Genomic DNA, 18,378 nt, shown 5'->3' with positions numbered 1-18,378 from the left:
TGTCCTCCTTTTTCAAAGTTAAATGCAGGAGATATTATATCACAATCGCAGCGCTTTTCGGACCTATTTAATAAACTTTTAAGAATCGCGGCTGCCGCTGCCGTTTCGAAAAAAGTTGAAAAAAAGTAAAAAAGTTAATATAATAAAACATTGAGTAAGTAGATGTAAAATATTGTGTGGGAATTTCAGCAGGGGAGGAGAACGCGCATGCCAAAGCAAAAGAAGCAAAGAGGAGACAGGCGGGACGGATACCGGGTCCGGGATGTCGATGGAGTGCATGCCATTATGCCGCATCTCATGCCCAACAGATGCGATGCGGAAGTGTACATACAAGAGCAGATTGATATAACGAATTTAATGCGGTATCTGGAAGAAAAAAACGGACCGGATGCCGAATATAAGACGACGATTTTTCATACGATCGTTATGGCGGTTGCGAAAACCATATATAAAAGGCCGCTTCTGAATCGTTTTATCGCAGGCAAACGATTTTACGACCGAAACGAGCTGACCATCTCCTTTGTCGTTAAACGAAAATTTCAGGACGGAGCGGAAGAGTCGCTGATGACGCTGAGAGTGGAAGATGAGATGACTCTTGAAGATGTGAGCAGAAAGATCATCGGAGATTCCAGCAAACTGAGAAAGGACGAGGGCAAGAACGATATGGACCAGATTCTGGGTACCCTTGCCAAACTGCCGCGGTTTTTGATGCGGATTTTAATGGCTGTTTTCCGGTTTCTGGACTTCCATGGAAAAATGCCGGCTTTTATCTGTGACGGCGATCCCAATTATTCAACCGTGATGCTGACCAATCTGGGCAGTATCGGATGCAGTTCGGTTTATCATCATCTGAACAACTACGGGACCAATTCTCTGCTCATCGCCATTGGAACCGTCCATAAAGCTCAGATCATAGGAGAGGATGGGGAGCTGCGGACCAGAGATGTGGTCGATCTGGGTGTTACGCTGGATGAAAGGATCGCGGACGGATTTTACTTTGCCAGATCCGTGAAGCTGCTGGAAAAGATTCTTTCGAATCCGAAAATGCTGGAAAGACCGGTAAAGGAGGAAACAAATTATGAATGCTAAAGTACCGAAGGCGCCTTGGCTGGCATCTTACCGCAATGTGCCGGAGACACTGGATTATCCCGATCTTTCCATGATCGATCTGATAGAAAAAAACGCAGAAAATCATGAGAATGTAATTGCGTATGAATTCATGGGAAAGTCAGTTACTTATCGCAGGTTCCTCTCGGAAGTGGATCAATGCGCGAAAGCTTTGCTGGCTCTGGGCGTCAAAGAGAACGACCGGGTTACCATCTGTATGCCCAATACCCCGCAGGCTGTGACCATGTTCTACGCCATCAACCGGATGGGCGCTCTGGCCAATATGGTCCACCCGCTGTCTGCGGAAGGCGAGATCGAATTTTATCTTAATCACTCCCATAGCACTGCAATCCTCGTGCTGGACGCGTTTTACCCCAAAGTGGAAAAGGTGCGTCATAATACGCCTGAGCTGAAGCACATTATTGTGGCGTCTATAGCTACGGAGCTGTCGGGCATAACCAGGCTGGGATTCAAGCTGACGAAGGGCAGAAAAATAAAAAAGATTCCCGAGAGAGACGATGTGATTTCCTATACGGAATTTATGCGGATCGGGGATTCCTTTCCCGAAAATTTCCGGGCGGTACGCAAGGGCGGCGATGAGGCGGCAATTCTGTACAGCGGCGGGACAACGGGAAAAACAAAGGGCATCATCCTTACCAACCTGAACTTCAACGCCCTGGCGATGCAGACCGGCGCAGCGGGAGACTGTATCATTACCGGGCATAAAATGCTGGCGATCATGCCTATGTTCCATGGATTCGGACTGGGCGTATGTATCCATACAATGATGATTCACGGCTGTACCTGCGCCCTGGTCCCTCAATTCAGCGTAGAGACCTATGCCAAGCTGCTGCGGACCGTCAAGCCCAACTACATAGCCGGGGTGCCGACGCTCTTTGAGGCTCTGCTGAGAAATAAAAACATGAAAGGTGTGGATCTTTCCTGCCTGGAAGGCGTTTTCTCAGGAGGAGATTCCCTTTCCATCGAACTGAAAAAGAAAGTGGACCAGTTTCTGCGGGATCACAACGCACCGGTTCAGATACGGGAGGGCTATGGAACGACGGAGTGCGTTACTGCCAGCTGCCTGACCCCGAAGGAGTTTTATAAAGAGGGGAGCATCGGAATTCCGTTTCCGGATACCTATTATAAAATCGTCAAGGCCAGCACAAAAATGGAAGTCCCTTATGGAGACGAAGGGGAGATCTGCATCAGCGGTCCTACGGTTATGAAGGGATATCTGGAAGACCCCGAAGAGACCGAATCGACTCTGCAGCGCCATGAGGACGGAAGAATCTGGCTTCATACCGGCGACCTGGGCACGATGGACGAAGAAGGCTTTATCTATTACAAACAAAGGCTGAAAAGGATGATTATTTCCTCGGGCTATTCCATCTACCCGTCTCAGCTGGAAAACATCATTGACGCGAATAAGTACGTGCTGATGTGCACGGTAATCGGCGTACCGGACCCATATAAGGTGCAGAAAGTGAAGGCTTTTATCGTGCTGAAGAGGGGCGTCAAGCCGACGCCGGAGGTCCAGCGGGATATCGAAGAACACTGTGCCAGAAACATCGCCAAATACGCGATGCCGTACGAATTTGAGTACCGGGATAAGCTGCCGCAGACTCTGGTCGGGAAAGTGGCTTATACGGTTTTGGAAAAAGAGGAACTATCCAAGCTGGATAGAATGGAAGCGTAATTATTTATCTTAATATTTATTTTATTGATATGATCGTATTTTATACTTTACAGGAGGCTGGCATGAAATGTGAACAGCCTCCTTTTTAATTTGCTTAATTTTCCAGCAGATACCCAATGCCTGGCATCCTGTATTCCAAAAAACATATAAATATAATTGACATAAGTCAGAAACTGGACTATAATTGACATAAGTCAGAAACCAAGGAGGTTCCCATGCCAAGACCTAAAAAATGCAGAAAGATCTGCGGTCTTCCGAAACGATGTAATTTCGGGCCGCTGGATGGAGATGCCGCAGATGAAAGCGTTGTGATGACACTTGATGAATATGAGACGATTCGCCTGATTGACTATCTGGGATACAATCAGGAGAACTGTTCTACGCAGATGGGCGTGGCGAGGACCACCGTGCAGGCAGTGTATAATTCTGCCCGAAAAAAGTTGGCGGAATCTTTGGTTGACGGCAGGCCCCTCGTAATACAGGGGGGCAATTACAGTATCTGCCCGCAGGGCGGTAAAAGGTGTTGCAAAAAAGGAGGCCATCAGGATGAAAGTTGCAGTTACTTACGAAAATGAACAGGTTTTTCAGCATTTCGGACAGACGTCTGAGTTCAAGATCTATGATGTAGAAGACGGAAAAGTTACTTCCAGCAAGGTTGTATCCACCGGAGGGAAGGGGCATGGGAGTCTGGCAGGATTCCTCAAAGATGCCGGTGTGGATACGGTCATCTGCGGAGGGATCGGCGGCGGTGCCAAGACAGCTCTGGCTGAGCTGAATATTCGCGTACTGCCGGGCGTGAGCGGGAAGGTTGATGAACAGGTTGAAAGCCTTTTAGCCGGAAATCTGGTCTATGATCCGACCATTCAGTGCTCACACCACGGAGAAGGACATAAATGCCACGATTAATTATTTCGAACTGAAAGAGAGCTGCCGGCTCTCTTTTTTGTTGAGGAAATTTACCTTTTATCAACATGCAGCGAAAAACTGGGCTCTTGTTGAGGGTTTTTCAAGGATACAGAGCTTGTCAGCACAGAAACTCGACCAATGTACAGCTTTGAACAGGAGCAGAACCCGTAAAACTTGGAAATACTTCAACATCAAAGCTGAAATGAACCCGCTGTTGAACAAATATGCATCTTTCTAAAAAAGGCTTCGATTTTCCATTGCCGCCAGGCACAGAATGGTGAAAGAACCTCGGCAGGGATGGTCTTTTAGAGGATTTTCGTCATACCGAAAAACATAAAAGAAAAAAATTTTCAAAAAATATCAGAAAATTCTTGCAATGATGTTTTTTTGATGCTATAATACAAACAAGAAAAGCAAAGAAAGAGAAATGAAATCGAAAGATGAAAATCTCTACTAGCTTTTGAAATAAATAAGTTAAGGTCAAGTGGCTTTGATGAAAGAAAGAGGGTGAGTCCACCAGAAGTGCAGAATGAGTCAACAAAGAGATAATACCGATTGCAAAACTGAGGAACACGCCTTTCGATGCTGGCCGGGTGGTCAAAGGCAGAAAAAGGAATTTTGGTAAAGTGGAAACTTTAGGAACCGAAGTCAAAGGAAAAGTAAGTTATAGGTCGCCGGAGCGGAAGCGTAGCGGTAGACGAGAATTCCGAAGAACGGAGGTGTAAAGACGAAAACTTTACGGGGAGTAAAGGTGTAGGAAGGAAGTAGCGATCGGTATTATCTACGTTTTTGAGAAAGATTACGCCGCTTGCGGATTTTTTTTTTTGTGCCTAAATGTCGGTGCGGCGACAGTATATCAAGCTTTCTGTGGCTGACATGGGAACGCTCCGTACGAAACAGCGGCAGTATGGAGAGTCTGTGTGAAACTTTATATCCGATAAATTTTTATAATTACAAAAAAGTACTTGCAATAGGAATTTTAATATTGTATAATCAGTCTTGCGAGTTTGGGAAAAGCAGACATGCTCTACTAAAAAATTAGGTCCCCGATCGTTTATATGCACCATTAGCTCAGCTGGCAGAGCACCTGACTCTTAATCAGGGTGTCCAGGGTTCGAACCCCTGATGGTGTACCAAAAAACCCAGAAATTACACGTTTCTGGGTTTTCTTATTTTTTGACAAAAGTGCGGGGATAAAACTGACTACCTCCCTTTCAAAGCAGCATTAGCCAGGTATACGCCGCCGATAATCAAAATGGTGCCAGCCGCCTGAACAGGAGAAAAACTTTCGTTCAATATAAACACACCGGCTAAAATGGACACTGCTGTAGATATGCCGACAAAAGACGCCGTTCGGTTTGTGCCGATATTTGCGATCGCTACGTTAGATAAAAAGAAAGCCACCACAGAACAGCCCAGTCCCTGGTAGAGAATGGCTTGTAGAAAGTCGCGATTCGTAAGCGGCAGCTTTATATACTCCACGAGCGTTCCTGCGGATATATTCTGTGCGATGGCGATCGCAGTAAAGACAATCGCGCCTGCAGCGACCATAACATACGTTTTTTCTATATCTGAGAAATCAACACTCTTTTCAACAAAAACACAGTATAAGCTGTAGGATACCACTGCCAGGCACAGCATCAAATAGCCAAAGGGTGAAAATGAGGCATCCATCCCCTTTGCCAGCACACAGCAGAGAACGCCAGAGAGAGTTACACATATCCCAACGGCCTGCATTGGCTGTGGTTTTTTCTTCAAAAATAACGAAGAAGCCACTAACGTTACGATCGGAATACAGGCTAAAAACGAACCGCTTTCCGATGCTGTCGTGGCACTGATGCCTGCCGTTTCCGCCACAAAATAGATCACTGGCTGAAAAAGGGCAATTAGAAATAAGGGGCGGAGCCGCTTTCCGCGAATATCAATTTTTATGATCCCAACAAGCAGAAAAAGACTCATGACTGCAAGAGCGACCAAAAAACGCCAGCTCAGCAAAGCTGCGCCACTGGCCGAAGCGATGGCCTGCTTGGTAAATAAATAACTCAGCCCAAATAATATTTCACATATAAAAGCACTTGCGCAGCCGACTAATGTTTGGTTATTATGGAAAGCTTTCATAAACTTCCTTTCATGATGGAACGGCCTGACTGTAAAAACGGACTTGTTTTCCTTAAATTCTAGTATCCGCTTTTGCAAATGTCAATGGTGTGACGCAAGAGCTTCTTTTTAATATTGTCGAGCCATTATAGCCCGATATACATAAATTAATACGCTTACAATTATGTTTAACAACATTGCTATTAAAAACGCCACTTGATAGGTGCCGCAAGCGGTATAGGTTACATTCATGATAACTGGCCCAAAGAAACCGGCAGAAGCAAACCCTATGAACATAATCCCATAATTCACGCTATTATTTTTGCTGCCAAAGTGATCGGTTGTAAAGCCTGGAAAAACGCCCATAAAAGAACCAAAACAAATTCCGCTGATCGATATTCCGAAGTAAAAAGAAAAGAAATTTTCATAATGGCTGAAGAATAAACTCAGCAGGCCGATAATGGATAACACAGCTGCGATCAGTAACGTACGTGCGCGGCCTATTTTGTCTGAAACTATCCCTGCGAGCAAGCGGCCCAGCGTATTGAAAAGCGCCAAGATTGACACTGCCACACTTGCAGATAAGGCATTCATACCGACCAGATTCATAGCGATTGATGATGCCTGAGAAATAATCATCATTCCCGAAAATGCCCCGCAGGCCAGGATGAGAAACATAACATAGAATAAATGAAGTCTTCATAACCATACGAGAACTTTACGCTCCCGTGTACGCAGAGAACGATTTCCAGCAAATCGCTTTGCAGTTGTGTTGATAAAGACTGTACACTGTATATACTGATTCCGACCGGCGTCCCATCTATCCAGTTGATTTTTTTTGTTCTTAACATATTTCTAGTTAAACACCCGTTTCACCCCTTTAATCCGGTTGCGGCGGCTGTTCTTTACAGGCCGGATCACAACCTTGTTGGGCCAGGACTCGATGACCTTTCCGCCTCCCAGATAAATGGCGATATGGTTGATAGCGCCGCTGCGGCCTCTGTAAAAGATCAGATCGCCGCGCTGTTTCTTTGTATAGGGAACGGTTTTAAGCTTTTTGTTCTTCCATATGTTCCTTGATTCAAATTCATAGCCAGGCTTGGAATGTCTCACGCAGCTGACCGGATAGGGATCTACACCGGCGGCATAGAGCGCCTGCATAACCAGGCCGGAACAATCCGCACCCTGCCCGGGTTTACCGGAAGCGCCAACCACGTAATTGGTACCCAGATACTTTTTGGCCGTACTGATCATGGCCTCAATATGATCCTTCTTGGTGCTGGACGGATTTACTTTTATAGGCGACACATAGGCGCCAAGGCTGGACCAGGAGCTTTCGGAAAAGCCCATTTTCATCCAGGTTTTCTTATCCACAACTCCGGTGGCTTTAAGTTTTTTTCGCTTTTGAAAAGCTTTTACCTTTCGTTTTGTCTGCGACGTATAGCGCGGCCAATATTTGTTCCCGATTCGAAAATAACGATTGACCTTCTGAACTTTGAGGCCCATGTAACCGACTTTCAATTTATAAGCGCCGGAGTGTCTGAGGGTAATCTTATCCTGAATCTGAATATATTTCGATGGATTTTGGTAATATCGCAGCGTATTTACGGTTATACTGCTGCTAGTGAGAGCATTGCCTTCCTTGCTTTCAGGGATGAAAAAACGCCATGCGGAGGAAGTGACCTTCCACCAGTCATTGGGAAAATCGGCGGTAAGCGATGCGCTTTTGGAATTACTGAGGGTAAAGGTCTTTTTTGTCACCCACTGGCCGTTCTGGTACATTTGCAGCTGTACCGGCCTGCCGTAAGCGGGCGAGACGGTAATACCCTGAGAAAGCGTCTGACGCGACTTCTTTTTCAGCGTTCCCGGGAGCTGGGAAAGCGTGGTGTTTGCTTTTATAACTTTTATGCGAATGGACGGCAGAACGGCTGCGGCGTCAATCTGATAATCGGAAGAAATTTCAGGCGTATAAACATAAGTACCTGCCCGATCGGCGGCGAAATCCGGCTGAGATTTCCAAAGGGCACTTACAGAGATAAACTCGGAGCTGCCTTCAAGGAGGGCTTTTAACTCCCCGGGAAGATGGGGAGTATCTTCTGAGCCAATAATAATTGTCTGCTGTTTCACGTCCGGGGCTAATCCCTCAAATTCTGTAATAACCTTTTGCTTTGCGTTTTGAGCGGCAGAGCTTCCCTGAACTTCAGCGGGAATCGTCTCAGCCAGAACAGGGGCTGAAAAAGACGAAAAAAGCATAACGGCGATAAGCGCTGTACAAATAGTACGAATGAACTTCAATTTTATACACCTTCCTTTATTGCTGCGGCTAATATGCAATCGTAATTACTATACCCATATAGTATCATCCTTTTTACTGCCGGTAAACTATTAAAAAATTCCTCTTTTTACCGCACATACAAAAGGCATGGCCGGAACAAAATAATAATCGAGGAGGGATGAGAAATGAAAAACAACCAAAACAACAACAACCAGAACAACAGCAACAACAATAACAACCAGAACAACAACCAGAACAGAAGCGAGAGAAGTGAAAGAAACGAAAAAAATTCACAGAACAACCGTTTCAACAACGAAAAGAACCAGAACAACAGATCTGAAAGATCCGAGTACTAATTCTTACGTTCTTGCGGCAAAAAAGAGCAGGATATCTCTACTTCCTATCGGAGCGGGAATACCCGCTCTTTTTGCGTTTGCAAATTCCTGGGCCATTTCTCTACTGTTGTGTTTGCTATTGTTTTAACTTTGTAGTATAATATTAAAAGTTATAATCTCGGTGAAGTACGCCAAGACGGAATCAGAGACCGGGATATCTTAAAAATAGGAGACTTTAGCATGACTACAATAGCTTTACCGATACTTGCAGTAGCTGCTGTCGTGATTCTGCTGATTTTAGTAATCGCTTTGATCCTATGGCGAAAACAGTCCGCCATAGAGCTCAGCACTCTGGAAAATATCGAAAAGCGTCTGGCCGCAGTGGAGAAGGCTTTAACCATTAGGATCAGGCAGGAGGCGGCCGCGGCCGCACAGCGAACGCCTGCGGCGGATCAGCCGAAAAACGTGCAGGAGACGCAGATGCCACGGAAAGAAAGCCGTGAACCGGAACCGCCGCCGAGGGAAGACAGCGGCATAAAAACATCCGAAGGGGAAAAGGAACCGGGGGAAGAGAAGAACGAACAGGAAAATACTCCGGCGGAATCCTCACAGCAGCCAGAAATGATACAGACCGCTGATGTTTCGGAGACAGCGCCCGCAGAGGAAATTGAGCCTGACGGCCTGCGAGAAGAAACTTTGGACAAGGGCAGCGAAACGCCCGCAACGTCAATATATAATATTGGGAAGAGCGGAAAAATCTATACAAAGGAAGATCTTGAATTACTTATTAAAGAGTAACAAGCAGAGGAGGAACTTATGTATTGTAGAAATTGTGGACAAAAATTGGCAGACGGGGATAAGTTTTGCAGTTCCTGTGGAGAAAAAACAATTTTGGCAAGCGAAAACGATAAACCGGAAAACCTGGTTGCGAGCACAGGGGAAGAGGCTCCACAGTCACAGGCTGAAGGGCAGCCGGAAGAAAAGTCTCCTTTGTTTGAACCATTCGATTTTAAATCCCTTGATCTTGGGATAGACCTCAATCCGGACTCTTCGGCATCTAAATCGGAATCGGAAGATGAAAAATCAAAAATACCAGTTGAGGATTTTGACTGGAATATACATACGACTTTCCCGGGAATGAGGGTGGAAAAGACAGAGGATATTGACTTTAACTGGTCCATGAGCCCGGAAGAGCTGGATTCGGCAAGACAGGAAGCCGAGGCTTCCAGTGCGGAAAAAACGGCTCAGACAGATTCACAGCCGGCCGCAGAACCTGCACCGGAGGTGTTTACCCCGGCCGATACCAAGTGGCAGCCGAACGCTGAAACGCCGGAACAGCCGGCAGCAGCGACGGAAGAGACGCAGAAGCCCCAGGCCGCGTCCAGCCTGGAAGAAGAACTTTTCGGGGGTCTGGACAGCAAGGCTGACGAAGCGAGAAAACAATCGGAACAGATTGACAAGTTCTTTACATTTAACAAGAAAAACGAAGAATTTCAAAAACTTCTGGATCGCGAGTATGAAAAGATAAAATCCGGGAATATACTCGCAGAGGAAATGAATACGGCCGCGGCGGCATCGGAAGAAAAATTTGCCGCAAGAAAACCAGAGGACCCGATGGAAGAACTCTTTGAGTCCGAAGGCGTCGTGAAGGGTTATGAGCCGAAACCGATCGAGACCGATGTGCTGGATCGCATAGAGGCTGCTGAGGCAGAAAAAAAGGCCAGAGAAGAAGCGGCCAGAATCATAGAGGAAGAAAAAGCCAAAGCCAAAGCGGAAGCAGAGGCCAAAGCCAAGGAGGAAGCGGAAGCGCTGGCCAAGGCTCAGGCTGCGGAGGAAGCAGCCCGTCTCAGACTGGAAGAGGAGGCCAAACGCGCCGCCGATGCCAGAGCCGCACAGGAGGCCGCTGAGAGAGAACAGGAAAGAGCGGCGGCAAGAGCGGAAGCGGAAGCAGCGATGAGGGCTGCCGAAGAGAAGGCAGAGGCTGCCAGAGCGGAGGCGGAAGCCAAACTGGCAGAGCAGGCCGCAAGGATGCAGGCGGAAGCGGAGGCACGGGCCAAAGCGGAAGCAGAAGCCAAGGCAAAAGCAGAGGCGGAAGCGAGAGCTGCTGCGGAAGCCAAAGCAAGAGCAGAGGCGGAAGCAAGAGCCAGAGAAGAAGCTGCGGCGCGCGCTAAGGCGGAGGCGGAAGCCAAAGCAGCAGCGGCCAAGGCTGCGGAAGAAGACCCGCTCAACCATATTTCAGAGATGGTGAGAGCCAGAGAAACCTTCTTTGGACAGCAATCCCTTGAGGATGCGCTGAAAGAAAGCGAACCTAAAACAGAGGAAGCGCCAATCCCGGAAAAGACAAAAGCCGTTGACAAAGCTGCGATTCTGGCAGGAATGGCTACGGCATCCGAAATCGTGCAGCGCGACAGAGCAGCGGCAGCAGCAGAAGCTGCAGGGCAGGCGGAACCTCAGATTGAGATCCCTGATGCCGCACCGGCGGAAGAACAGATTGATTTAGACCTGCCGGACTTCCTGGGACATATAGATGAAGAAGAACCGATAATCGCAGGAACCATGCCGGAAGAACCCGCAGAGACCATTGACATTCTGGAGGAGCTGCAGGATATCTCCGAGGAACCGGAACTGCCGCGTTCCGCAGAAGAGCTGGATGAAATTCCGGCTGAGCTTTTCTCCATTGATGACCTGATGGCAGATGAAGAGCCTGCGCCGGAGGCAGAAAAACCTGTTGCGGAACCAATGCCGGTGACAGATGAAACGCTGATTATGACGGAAGAGTCGGTTGCCGACATCCTCAGCGGTCAGACAGAGCCGGAACAGCAGCCTCTGGATGAGACGATGATTTTCCCGGCGGACTTCAACCCGGCGGAAGATATCAGCGAGGCGGCCGAGCAGACCAGCCTGAGCGAACCTGCGGAATTTGAAGACGAAGACGATGAAGATGAGGAAGAAGGGGGCGGAAAAGGCAGAATCGCGCTGAAGATCTGTCTGGTTATTCTAATCCTTCTGCTGGTAATGGAAGTGGCCGGCGTTGTTATCAAGCTGACGGCTCCTAACAGCGGAGCGGCGAAATTTATTGACAGCCAGCTCAACAAGGTAATTCATCTCTTTACCGGCAACGATGCAGAATACACATGGGCTATGGAGAAGGAAGATATCCGGACAGAGCCTCTGGACGATAAAACGACGCTTATTCAGGCCGAAATGGGGAAGAATAAAGACGGTAATGTTGAGACAATCGAATATGACGCGGATTTAAAATTTGATCCCGATAAAAAATATGAAAACCAGGATCTGAACCTGACCCAAAAACTGGCGGATGTTACTTGGTACAAGGATGCCGAGAACAAACAGGTCTATTACGATCAGGCCATCGTAGGAGCCATAATCGCATATGACTCGCAGAAAGTAAACCTGATCAACAATAACGACACCAGTGTTCTCAACTTAATGCAGGAAGGAACGGATCTTTATAAAGAGGTCAAAAAGCTGGGCAAACAAGGCATGAAAGAAACTTTTAAGACTCTCCGGATTGGAGAGATCAGACAGGCGGGAAGTTCCTACTTTGTCTGGGTTTCCGAAAAAGTGACTGATAATCACGGCGGCAGCAAAGAAAATTCCAAAACAAAAAAAATCTACGAGATGCAGCCTGATAACGAAACCATGAAAGTCGTGGCCAGCTATGAAATTTAACCTTTACATATGCAGTATGAATAAAAGGGAGGAACTGATTTGAAAAAGAAAAAACTGGGCATTAAAGGGATCATTATCGCTATCCTGGTGCTCATCGTATTGTTCCTGAGTCTTATTGGGTTTATTACGGACTTTTTATGGTTCAGGGAATTGGGATATGTAAGCGTATTCCTTAAAAAGCTGATTACTCAGCTGGAAATTGGAATACCTACATTTATCGTTATAACATTCCTGGCGTATATCTATTTGAAATTCCTCAAACGGGGATATTTCAAAAAGGTGGAATCCACAGAGCAGACGAACCATAAGAGACTTAACCTGATTTCATGGGGAATGGCGATCGTTTTCGCCGTACTGGTCACTTTTGTTTCCGTGACGCAGCTGTGGTTTGAAATTCTTAAATTTGCCAACAGTACGGGGTTTGATATTTCTGACCCTCTGTTTAACCTCGACGTATCGTTCTATGTGTTTAAGCTTGCTTTTATCAAGGAACTGAACCAGATACTGATCGGTGTTATCATTGCCTTTGCGATTCTTACGCTGCTTTACTACGCAGTGCTTCTTTCCGTACGGACCCCTCAGTTCTTTGAAGAAAAAGAGGAACCCGCAGAGGAAGAGCCGTTTGGCGGCGGCATGAATGACGGGCCAAGGACCGGATTTGACAATGTTACCGACATGTTCGGGAAATTCGGGGAAGCTTTTACCGGGAAAAAGGCAAATGTCAACCGTGCTCCGAGGCGGAAAAAGCAGTTCGATGATAAAAACGTGATGCATCTTATCAGCATAGCGGAAAAGCAGCTGATTATTGTCGGCATCCTGTTCTTTGTCATGGTTGCCGTAAACTTCTTCCTGAAGCAGTTTGATCTCCTGTATGGACACACCGGTGCCGTTTACGGCGCTGGCTTTAGAGATGTCAACATTACGCTTTGGGTATACCGGATTTTGATGGTTCTTTCGATAGTGGCCGCTATTGCATTTGCTATCGGCATCTCCAAGAGAAAGTTTAAAACAGCCGTAATCGTTCCTGTTATCATGATCGTTGTAGGTTTGATCGGAGCGGGCGCAGGCACCTTGATCCAGAATCTGGTGGTGTCGCCTGATGAAATCAATAAGGAAAGCAAATATTTGGAGCGGAATATCGAGTACACCAGATATGCCTACGATTTGGGCGAGGTGACGGTCAAGCCGTTTGCTGCCAACAATGACCTGAGTGGCGACGATATTACCAATAATATGGAGACTATCTCCAACATTCGTATCAATGACTACGAGCCTGCGGAAAAATTCTACAACCAGACACAGAGTATCAGACAATACTATACCTTCAACGATGTCGATGTAGACCGCTATATGGTAAACGGCGAATATACACAGACCTTCCAGTCAGCCAGAGAAATCGATGAAGAAAAGATCAGTGACACCTGGCTGAACAAGCATATCAAATACACCCACGGGTATGGGCTGACTCTCTCCAGAGTCGATAAGGTTACTTCCAGCGGACAGCCGGATATGCTGATCGACAGCATCCCGCCGGTATCCGACGTACAGGAAATCCAGATCAACAGACCGGAAATCTACTTCGGAGAAAAGACCGACAATTATATTTTGGCAAACACCAATGAAGAAGAGTTTGACTATCCGGACGGCGACAACAATAAATATTCCACTTATAAGGGAGACGCCGGAATCAAACTGAATATGCTGAACAAAATGATGTTCTCGATTCGCGAACGGAGTCTCAAGCTGCTGGTTTCCAGCAACATTACCAGCGATTCTAAGATCGTGATTAATCGAAACATCGAGGACAGAGTGCAGAAGATCATGCCGTATCTGGAATACGACAGCGATCCTTATATCGTCACAGCGGACGGAAACCTTTACTGGATGCTGGATGCCTATACTACAAGCACCAGATATCCGTATTCGGAGCCGTTTGACGAAACCAACAATACCAACTATATCCGCAACTCGGTTAAAGTCGTAATCGATGCTTACAACGGAACCACCAATTACTATCTGGTGGACGACAAAGACCCGATTGCCAATACCTTTAAAGAGATTTATCCGAAGCTTTTCAAAGACTTTAAAGAAATGCCGGAATCTCTGCAGGCGCACATCCGTTATCCGAACGTGCTGTTTAATATTCAGGCCAACGTATACAAGAAGTACCACATGACCGACGTGAAGGTGTTCTATCAGAAGGAAGATATGTGGGACGTTGCCGATGAGATCTACGGTACAAAGGAAACGGCCATGACGCCGAACTACTATATCATGAAGCTTCCGGGAGAAAAGAGCGCGGAATTCGTCAACTCGATCCCGTATACGCCAAAGGATAAGAAAAACATGACCGGCCTTCTGGTGGCGCGAAATGACGGCGAGAATTACGGACAACTTGTCCTCTATCAGCTGCCAAAGAGCAAGATCATTTACGGCCCGATGCAGATCGAAGCCCAGATCGACCAGAATACGGAGATCTCCAAAGAGTTCTCGCTGTGGGATTCGGCCGGGTCCAACTACAGCAGGGGCAATATGTTCGTTATACCGATTGAGGATTCCCTGCTCTATGTAGAACCGGTATATCTGGAAGCTAAGAACTCCAGTATTCCGGAAGTAAAACGAGTTATCGTGGCTTACGGCGATCAGATCGCGTACGAAACCACCCTGACCGAAGCGCTCAATTCCCTGTTCGGTGAAGGAAGCGCCAAAGAGAGTCCGGGCAGCAGCGACGCGCAGGCACAACAGGGTGATCAGAAAACCGACGACGCATTGAGTCAGGCTGAGCTGGCCGCCAAGGCGCAGGAAGCATTTACTAATGCTGAAAAAGCACAAAAAGATGGCGACTGGGCCAAGTATGGCCAGTACCTGGATGAGTTGCAGAAATATCTGAACCTGTTAGCTCCGCCAGCACAAGAACAAGAATCTGAGAAATAAGATTCCAGTTTTATTAGAATAAGTAAGGGTTTTAGAGGACATTCTTTTTGCAGATCTTGTAAAGGGGATGTCCTAGCCTGTTTGAGAACCATAAATCTGAAAGGAGTATTGTTTACATGTTAGATTTCGACTTGGATAAGATGCTGTTTACCATACCGGCGGAGAATCACTCGGCAGAGGAGATAACCAGCCTTCTTCGGGCACATCCCGAAGTTCGCTTCGTTTCCCTGGTAGGTTTGGACATCGGAGGGCACGATACGGATGAAAAGATCCCGGTGGATCTCTTTATCGAGGATATGGAAAAATTCCTTCACTCCGGAGTGCAGACGGACGGGTCCAGCGTAGTCCTGCCGAAGATTGCAGAATTAAATAACGCAAAAGTGGACATCATTCCAGATACGGAGGTAAACTGGTATGTAGACCACAATTTCAAGCATGTGGACAGGGAAACGGGTCTTCCGGTGGGAACACTCCGTATTCCATCCTTTTTGATTCATAACGATGTGGCGGAAGTAGGGTCGAGAGTGATTCTGCGCGACGCGATCATCAATTTTAAAAAGGAATTGCTTCAGATCATCAAGGAAAACCCATATGTTTTCGAACATTTGGCCATAGACAGCGCCGATGAGATTGAAAAGCTGGAGATTACAGCAGCCACTGAACTGGAATTCTGGGTTAAAACTCCGGATGATGAAGCCGACCGGGAACAGCTTTCCACGGCACAGATCCTCAAAGAACAGTATTGGAAGCGAACCATCGGACCGGTTAGGACGGCTCTGGAAGAAGTTATGCTGGTTCTCGATAAATACGGATTTGAGATGGAAATGGGCCACAAAGAGGTGGGCGGAGTCAAGGCCAAGATCGGAAACTCGGGAAATTACGACCATGTAATGGAACAGCTGGAGATCGACTGGAAGTTTTCCACCGCTATTCAGGCGGCGGACAACGAAAACCAGGTTAAATATGTAGTGCGCGACATTTTCAGAATGCACGGTCTGGAAGTAACCTTCATGGCTAAGCCGATGGAAGGTGTGGCCGGAAGCGGGGAGCATACCCATATGGGACTTGCGGCTAAGCTGAAAGACGGGCGCAGAGTGAACCTTTTCTCTGCCAAGGATATGAAAGCGGAATTCCTCAGTCCGATCGGCTTTGGCGCTCTGATGGGAATCCTGAAAAACTATGAAGTGGTCAATCCCTTCGTAAGCGCCACCAACGATGCTTTTAACCGGCTGAAGCCGGGCTACGAAGCTCCGGTCTGCGTCGTTACTTCCCTGGGCCACGGCGTGGAGATGCCATCCAGAAACAGAACGGTACTGGTAGGGCTTGTACGGGACGTGGCCAACCCGCTGGCTACCCGCTTTGAGCTGAGGGCGCCCAACCCGAAAAGTAATACCTACCTGATTCTGGCATCTTCTTACATGGCTATGCTGGATGGAATCAAGGCCGCTCTGGAGGCGAAAAAGACGCCAAAAGAGCTGGAAGCCTCCATATCCAAGGAGTACGGTCAGGAAGATTTCTATTTGGAAAAAGATCGGCTCTACAGAAGCGAACGGGACGTTTTCGAAGAATATACGGAGCAGGAAAGAAACGAGCTGTTCGGAAGGGTACCGCGTACAGTCTGGGAAAACATCTGTGCCTTTGCGGACCATCCGGAAAAGCTGAAAGTTTTCCAGAGAAATGACGTGATGACTCCGATCACGCTGGAATCCTATAAAGAAGCCATCGTAGCACAATGGGCTACGGAGCTCCATAACCGAATCGTGCCCAATACCATGGATCTGATTCGTCACTGTGTCAAATGCCACGATGACAGCGACTGCGTGGATTACGATGTGGTATATTGGGAAAAGATCAATACGATTCGAAATCTGCTGGGAAGGGATAAGCTCAACGAACAGTGCCTGCTCACAAGAATCGTCCGGGCGCTGGACAAACGGGATTTTGAGACGGCCTCCGGCCTGCAGATCGAGATGCAGGAAAAAGTAAAAGAGTTAACGGATTTATACATAATATATAAGAAAAATTTATTTTAGGAGTGAGCTATGTTAGACATTAAGAGAATAAGAGAAGATTTTGAAAACGTAAAAAAAGCGGTTGAGTCCAGAGGACAGGGAGATTTCGGAATCGATAAAGTACTGGAATACGATAAAAAGAGGCGGGAAACTCTGGCCAAAGTAGAACAGATGAAAAACCAGCAGAGTACCGCTTCCAAGCAGATTCCGAAGATGAAAAAAGCCGGAGAGGACCCCAGCGAGCTGATGAAAGAGCTGAAAAGCCTTTCCGAGGAAATCAAAGCTCTGGACGCCGAGGTGAGCGAAGTGGAAGAAAAGCTGCGGACCGCGCTCCTTAATATTCCCAATACCCCTTACAAGGACGTGCAGGTGGGCGCTGATGACAGCGACAACGTAGAGCTGCGCAAATGGGGCGAACCGAGAAAGTTTGACTTTGAAGAGAAGGCTCACTGGGACGTGGGACAGGAGCTGGATATTTTGGACTTTGAAAGAGCAGCGAAGATCTCCGGCACGAGATTCACCGTATATAAAGGCCTGGGCGCAAGGTTAGAGCGTTCGGTCATCAACTTTATGCTGGACCTCCATACAAAGGAGCACGGATTTACGGAAATTCTGCCGCCGTTTATGGTCAACAGGGATGCCATGACAGGAACGGGACAGCTTCCGAAATTTGAAGACGATATGTTCCACGTGCCGGCTAAGGACTTTTTCCTGATTCCCACTGCGGAAGTACCGGTTACTAACCTGAGAATGAACGAAATCCTCAGTTACGACGAACTGCCTGTTTACTATACGGCATATACGCCTTGTTTCCGAAAGGAAGCCGGTTCCGCCGGAAGGGATACCAGAGGTTTGATCCGCCAGCACCAGTTTAATAAGGTGGAGCTGGTTAAATTCGTCCATCCGGATGAGTCCTACAAAGAGTTGGAACTCCTGACTAACGCTGCAGAGGAGGTTCTGCAGAAGCTGGATATTCCTTACCGGGTAGTAAGACTTTCCACCGGCGACCTGGGCTTTTCTTCCGCAATGACCTACGATATCGAAGTGTGGATGCCGAGCTATGGCAGATATGTGGAAATTTCATCCTGCAGCAACTTTGAAAGCTATCAGGCCAGAAGAGGAAACATCCGTTTCAGACCGCAGGAAAAGGGTAAGCCGGAATTTGTGCATACGCTCAATGGATCAGGTCTGGCCGTAGGAAGAACGGTTGCGGCTATCTTGGAAAACTATCAGCAGGCCGACGGTTCTGTTGTGATTCCGGAGGCTTTGAGATCATATATGGGCGTAGATAAAATTACAAAATAAAGGAGCAATATTTTG

Annotated in this window: 13 protein-coding genes and 1 tRNA gene; 11 read left to right on the top strand and 3 right to left on the bottom strand. The window is 47.3% G+C overall.

Annotation, left to right across the window (positions count from 1 at the left end; translation table 11 throughout):
• Window positions 1–207: 207 nt before the first annotated feature.
• The 5 genes from NE619_RS02600 to NE619_RS02580 all read left to right on the top strand — a co-directional run bounded on the left by NE619_RS02600 (window position 208) and on the right by NE619_RS02580 (window position 4,848).
• Complete coding sequence (locus NE619_RS02600) at window positions 208–1,089, top strand: 2-oxo acid dehydrogenase subunit E2 (RefSeq protein ID WP_256130802.1); 882 nt, start codon at window positions 208–210, stop codon at window positions 1,087–1,089.
• On the top strand, window positions 1,079–2,806 hold the full coding sequence (locus tag NE619_RS02595; protein WP_256130801.1) for an AMP-binding protein: 1,728 nt from the start codon (window positions 1,079–1,081) through the stop codon (window positions 2,804–2,806). The genes NE619_RS02600 and NE619_RS02595 overlap by 11 nt, the downstream gene beginning before the upstream one ends.
• A gap of 215 nt (window positions 2,807–3,021) precedes the next feature.
• Window positions 3,022–3,381: a DUF134 domain-containing protein gene (locus NE619_RS02590; RefSeq protein WP_256130800.1), complete on the top strand. Its 360-nt coding sequence runs from the start codon at window positions 3,022–3,024 to the stop codon at window positions 3,379–3,381.
• Window positions 3,353–3,712, top strand: coding sequence for a NifB/NifX family molybdenum-iron cluster-binding protein (locus NE619_RS02585; RefSeq protein WP_256130799.1), 360 nt, complete (start codon window positions 3,353–3,355; stop codon window positions 3,710–3,712). Before NE619_RS02590 ends, NE619_RS02585 begins: the two co-directional genes overlap by 29 nt.
• Before the next feature lie 1,060 nt (window positions 3,713–4,772).
• Window positions 4,773–4,848, top strand: a tRNA-Lys gene (locus NE619_RS02580).
• 67 nt (window positions 4,849–4,915) lie between these two features.
• On the opposite strand, the gene NE619_RS02575 is transcribed toward NE619_RS02580, so the two are convergent.
• The 3 genes from NE619_RS02575 to NE619_RS02565 form a co-directional block, all read right to left on the bottom strand.
• Entirely contained in the window at window positions 4,916–5,830 is a 915-nt protein-coding gene (locus NE619_RS02575) for a DMT family transporter (RefSeq protein ID WP_256130798.1), read from the bottom strand.
• A gap of 108 nt (window positions 5,831–5,938) precedes the next feature.
• On the bottom strand, window positions 5,939–6,487 hold the full coding sequence (locus NE619_RS02570) for an MFS transporter (protein ID WP_256130797.1): 549 nt from the start codon (window positions 6,485–6,487) through the stop codon (window positions 5,939–5,941).
• A gap of 177 nt (window positions 6,488–6,664) precedes the next feature.
• Window positions 6,665–8,104, bottom strand: a complete 1,440-nt coding sequence (locus NE619_RS02565) for an NlpC/P60 family protein (RefSeq protein WP_256130796.1) — start codon at window positions 8,102–8,104, stop codon at window positions 6,665–6,667.
• Window positions 8,105–8,269: 165 nt separating this feature from the next.
• Here NE619_RS02565 and NE619_RS02560 point away from each other — a divergent pair, with 165 nt between their 5' ends.
• The 6 genes from NE619_RS02560 (at window position 8,270) to serS (ending at window position 18,363) form a co-directional block, all read left to right on the top strand.
• Complete coding sequence (locus NE619_RS02560) at window positions 8,270–8,440, top strand: hypothetical protein (protein ID WP_256130795.1); 171 nt, start codon at window positions 8,270–8,272, stop codon at window positions 8,438–8,440.
• A 219-nt stretch (window positions 8,441–8,659) separates the two neighbouring features.
• Window positions 8,660–9,217, top strand: coding sequence for a hypothetical protein (locus tag NE619_RS02555; protein ID WP_256130794.1), 558 nt, complete (start codon window positions 8,660–8,662; stop codon window positions 9,215–9,217).
• Window positions 9,218–9,235: 18 nt separating this feature from the next.
• A complete protein-coding gene (locus NE619_RS02550; RefSeq protein WP_256130793.1) occupies window positions 9,236–12,112 on the top strand; it encodes a zinc ribbon domain-containing protein in 2,877 nt (958 codons plus the stop codon).
• 39 nt (window positions 12,113–12,151) lie between these two features.
• Window positions 12,152–15,046, top strand: coding sequence for a UPF0182 family protein (locus NE619_RS02545; RefSeq protein ID WP_256130792.1), 2,895 nt, complete (start codon window positions 12,152–12,154; stop codon window positions 15,044–15,046).
• Between the two features lie 116 nt (window positions 15,047–15,162).
• Window positions 15,163–17,079, top strand: a complete 1,917-nt coding sequence (locus NE619_RS02540) for a glutamine synthetase (protein ID WP_256130791.1) — start codon at window positions 15,163–15,165, stop codon at window positions 17,077–17,079.
• A 9-nt stretch (window positions 17,080–17,088) separates the two neighbouring features.
• Window positions 17,089–18,363, top strand: coding sequence for a serine--tRNA ligase (serS, locus tag NE619_RS02535; RefSeq protein WP_256130790.1), 1,275 nt, complete (start codon window positions 17,089–17,091; stop codon window positions 18,361–18,363).
• Window positions 18,364–18,378 lie beyond the last annotated feature (15 nt).

Origin of the sequence: Anaerovorax odorimutans (genome assembly GCF_024459955.1) — a bacterium.
Classification (GTDB): domain Bacteria; phylum Bacillota; class Clostridia; order Peptostreptococcales; family Anaerovoracaceae; genus Hominibacterium; species Hominibacterium odorimutans_A.
The sequence above is the reverse complement of the archived record's forward strand: the minus strand, read 5'-3'. Positions and strand labels throughout refer to the sequence as shown.

Coding starts and splice junctions, on each gene's coding strand:
- NE619_RS02600 (WP_256130802.1), top strand. CDS start 208: ATGCCAAAGCAAAAGAAGCAAAGAGGAGACAGGCGGGACGGATACCGG.
- NE619_RS02595 (WP_256130801.1), top strand. CDS start 1,079: ATGAATGCTAAAGTACCGAAGGCGCCTTGGCTGGCATCTTACCGCAAT.
- NE619_RS02590 (WP_256130800.1), top strand. CDS start 3,022: ATGCCAAGACCTAAAAAATGCAGAAAGATCTGCGGTCTTCCGAAACGA.
- NE619_RS02585 (WP_256130799.1), top strand. CDS start 3,353: ATGAAAGTTGCAGTTACTTACGAAAATGAACAGGTTTTTCAGCATTTC.
- NE619_RS02575 (WP_256130798.1), bottom strand. CDS start 5,830: ATGAAAGCTTTCCATAATAACCAAACATTAGTCGGCTGCGCAAGTGCT.
- NE619_RS02570 (WP_256130797.1), bottom strand. CDS start 6,487: ATGTTTCTCATCCTGGCCTGCGGGGCATTTTCGGGAATGATGATTATT.
- NE619_RS02560 (WP_256130795.1), top strand. CDS start 8,270: ATGAAAAACAACCAAAACAACAACAACCAGAACAACAGCAACAACAAT.
- NE619_RS02555 (WP_256130794.1), top strand. CDS start 8,660: ATGACTACAATAGCTTTACCGATACTTGCAGTAGCTGCTGTCGTGATT.
- NE619_RS02550 (WP_256130793.1), top strand. CDS start 9,236: ATGTATTGTAGAAATTGTGGACAAAAATTGGCAGACGGGGATAAGTTT.
- NE619_RS02540 (WP_256130791.1), top strand. CDS start 15,163: ATGTTAGATTTCGACTTGGATAAGATGCTGTTTACCATACCGGCGGAG.
- serS (WP_256130790.1), top strand. CDS start 17,089: ATGTTAGACATTAAGAGAATAAGAGAAGATTTTGAAAACGTAAAAAAA.